The sequence below is a fragment of the Thermococcus sp. genome (genome assembly GCF_015523185.1).
Lineage (GTDB): Archaea > Methanobacteriota_B > Thermococci > Thermococcales > Thermococcaceae > Thermococcus.
Genome location: NZ_WAKV01000013.1, coordinates 1 through 2,479, shown reverse-complemented (window position 1 = coordinate 2,479; position 2,479 = coordinate 1). Strand labels below are relative to the sequence as shown.

Annotated in this window: 5 protein-coding genes and 1 pseudogene; 5 read left to right on the top strand and 1 reads right to left on the bottom strand. The window is 53.6% G+C overall.

The features are described from left to right. The 5 genes and pseudogenes from F7B33_RS01120 to F7B33_RS01100 all read left to right on the top strand — a co-directional run. A pseudogene (locus F7B33_RS01120) lies at positions 1 to 509 on the top strand (hypothetical protein); the annotation flags it as partial. Next, positions 481 to 981 (top strand): N-acetyltransferase, encoded by a 501-nt coding sequence (locus F7B33_RS01115; RefSeq protein ID WP_297062306.1) that lies wholly within the window; start codon positions 481 to 483, stop codon positions 979 to 981. The pseudogene F7B33_RS01120 and the gene F7B33_RS01115, both read left to right, overlap by 29 nt. A 50-nt stretch (positions 982 to 1,031) precedes the next feature. Next, positions 1,032 to 1,328, top strand: coding sequence for a hypothetical protein (locus F7B33_RS01110; RefSeq protein WP_297062305.1), 297 nt, complete (start codon positions 1,032 to 1,034; stop codon positions 1,326 to 1,328). Between the two features lie 15 nt (positions 1,329 to 1,343). Continuing rightward, complete coding sequence (locus tag F7B33_RS01105; RefSeq protein WP_297062304.1) at positions 1,344 to 1,508, top strand: hypothetical protein; 165 nt, start codon at positions 1,344 to 1,346, stop codon at positions 1,506 to 1,508. Continuing rightward, entirely contained in the window at positions 1,499 to 1,915 is a 417-nt protein-coding gene (locus tag F7B33_RS01100; protein ID WP_297062302.1) for a type II toxin-antitoxin system VapC family toxin, read from the top strand. Before F7B33_RS01105 ends, F7B33_RS01100 begins: the two co-directional genes overlap by 10 nt. Here the strand turns inward: F7B33_RS01100 and F7B33_RS01095 are convergent. Beyond that, the coding region (locus F7B33_RS01095; protein ID WP_297072649.1) for a s-methyl-5-thioribose-1-phosphate isomerase at positions 1,899 to 2,479 on the bottom strand (581 nt) is incomplete at its 5' end. The two genes, F7B33_RS01100 and F7B33_RS01095, sit on opposite strands and share 17 nt — an antisense overlap.

Below are 2,479 nucleotides of genomic sequence, written 5' to 3'. Positions count from 1 at the left end.
GCCTCATCGTGGAGCGCGTGCTTCACAGCCGTTATCCGGAACTCTTCAGGCTACAGAGGAGCTGCCACTCCGTCCACAGGGAGGGAGACGACTACGTCCCCTGCGGGAAGTGCTTCAAGTGCAACGGCGTCCTGACGTTCCTCCTCGCCAACGGGATAGATCCAACCCTGATAAAGTACAAACCGGAGCACGTTACAGGCCTTGCCGAGCGTATAAAGGCTGGAAAAATTCGTTTGGATAAGGATGAGCTTGAGCACTCACTGTACCTCATAAAGCGGAGAAATCCAGACTTCCCGCTCGAAGGGAAGCCTCACTGGCACGTCGAGATGCTTCACTTCGACGGCAGGAACTCGGGGTTTGACGCCATCCCGGAGGAGTTCCGCGAGGGAATTTACAGACTGCTGGAACCCTACACGAAGGGCTACGTTTACCTGAAGGATGACCACTGGGTCAGAATATCACGTAAGGAGGCGATAAGCGGTGTTCTCGAGGAGGAAAAAGCCCCCTGAACTACCGCCAGTTGAGAAGACCGCGGGGGAATTTAGGGTCGTTGACGGTGAGGAGTACCTCGACGAGATATTCGAGAACGATATGAAGATAAGCCGCTCCTTCACGCGCTTCCAGCTGAGCAATGAGGAATATGAAGAGAACTACGAGAAAGTCATCAAAAGCCTCCTCTCAACGGGCGAGCACAAGTTCTTCGTGGCTGTTGACAAATACGGCCGCTACCTCGGCCACGTCTGGGTCTGTCTGAAGGTTGATACCGTGGATTTTGTTCCATCGGCCTACATATACGACATCGAGACCCTCTTCCCGGGGATAGGGATAGGGAGCGCTCTCCTGGAGAAGGCAGAGGAGTGGGCGAGGAAGAACGGGGCAAGGAAAGTCTCCCTGAGGGTTGACGTTAACAACCCTGCGAGGAAGTGGTATTCCGAAAAGGACTACTCTGAGAGGGCGGTTATTATGGAGAAGCCTCTTTAACGTCCGGTTTCAAACTTTCTGTTTTGGAAACCTTTTTCTCCAGTATCCCCATGGCTCTGCTGATGATCGTGAGGGGCAGGATAGTCCTAAAGGAGCGCTCCGTGCCGTTTGAAGTCGCGAGGACTGGGAAGGGTTTATCCCTGAGAATCGAACTGCCCGGGAACCCGCTCGAGTACTCCGTGGACTGCCCGTGCCTTGAGCCGCTGGAGCTCCTCGGTTTTTTCTTGCCGGCTCTGGAGGGGGAGCTGGGTGAGATAGAGGGAGTTTTCGTTGAGAGGATTGAAGGGTCCACCAGAGGAAGACTCATGGAGAGACTCCGGAAATTATTTAATCCGCAGGAACAATAGGATGACGGTGGTAAGATGGGAACCCCTGCCAAGAAAGTCCAGCTCATGATAACCTACCCTCACCTGCGAAAGTTCTTCAAGAAGGCCCCGAGTTTGGAGGAAGTCAGGAAGGCCCTTTCCGGCATCGAGGGAGAGCTGAGCGAGGACGTGATCAGGGAGAGGGAGGAGGAATGGAGGTAGCCTTCTTTGACACGAGTGCACTGGTGAAAAGGTATCACGTTGAGCGGGGAACCGCTCTCGTTGACGACCTAATGAAGCAGTATGTTGTGGCGATCTCCGAGCTTGCCATAGTGGAGCTTACCTCTGCCCTGAACAGGAGATATTTGAGCGGCCATATAACCCGCTCAAAGCTCGAATGGGTTCTCGAAAGGTTCTATCTTGACTTGGAGGACTACGTTATCGTGCCGCTAACAAGCGATACTTTGAGCTTGGCCACCACACTCGTTCTCAAACACGGCCTTAAGACCCTCGATTCTCTTCAGCTCGCCTCTGCATTGAAAATAAAAGACGACCTAAGCCTCTTTGTGACGTTTGATGAAAGGCTGAAGAAAGCTGCAGAAAAGGAAAACCTCAAAGTTGCCCCTTGAACAGCCTCTTTAAGTTCCTCTCAAAAGGTGGCCAGACAACGCCCCTGTCGGTTATTATCCCGGTGAGGTACTTGTGTGGAGTAACGTCGAAGGCTGGATTGTAGACGTCAACATCGGGGGCAATCTTACAGCCACCGCAGGTTAAAACCTCTTCGGGCTTTCTCTCCTCTATGGGTATCTCATTCCCGCTTTTAAGAGAGAGGTCTATCGTCGAGAGCGGTGCAACGGTAAAGAACGGTATCCCGTGCTCCTTAGCAAGAACCGCCAGGGTGTAGGTTCCTATCTTGTTGGCGAAGTCGCCGTTAGCAACAATCCTGTCCGCTCCGACTATTATGGCATCGACCTTTCCCTGTTGCATTACGAAGCCCGCCATGTTGTCGGTTATCAGCTTTAGGGGAATACCGTCGTAGTGGTACTCCCACGCGCTTAACCGGGCGCCCTGGAGAACGGGTCTCGTCTCGTCCACCCAGAGGAGCTTCAGCGTTTCGTCCTTGTGCATTACCCTCAGCACAGCGCCAACAGTCCCGAGCTGGACCGTTGCAAGGCTTCCGGCGTTGCAGTGGG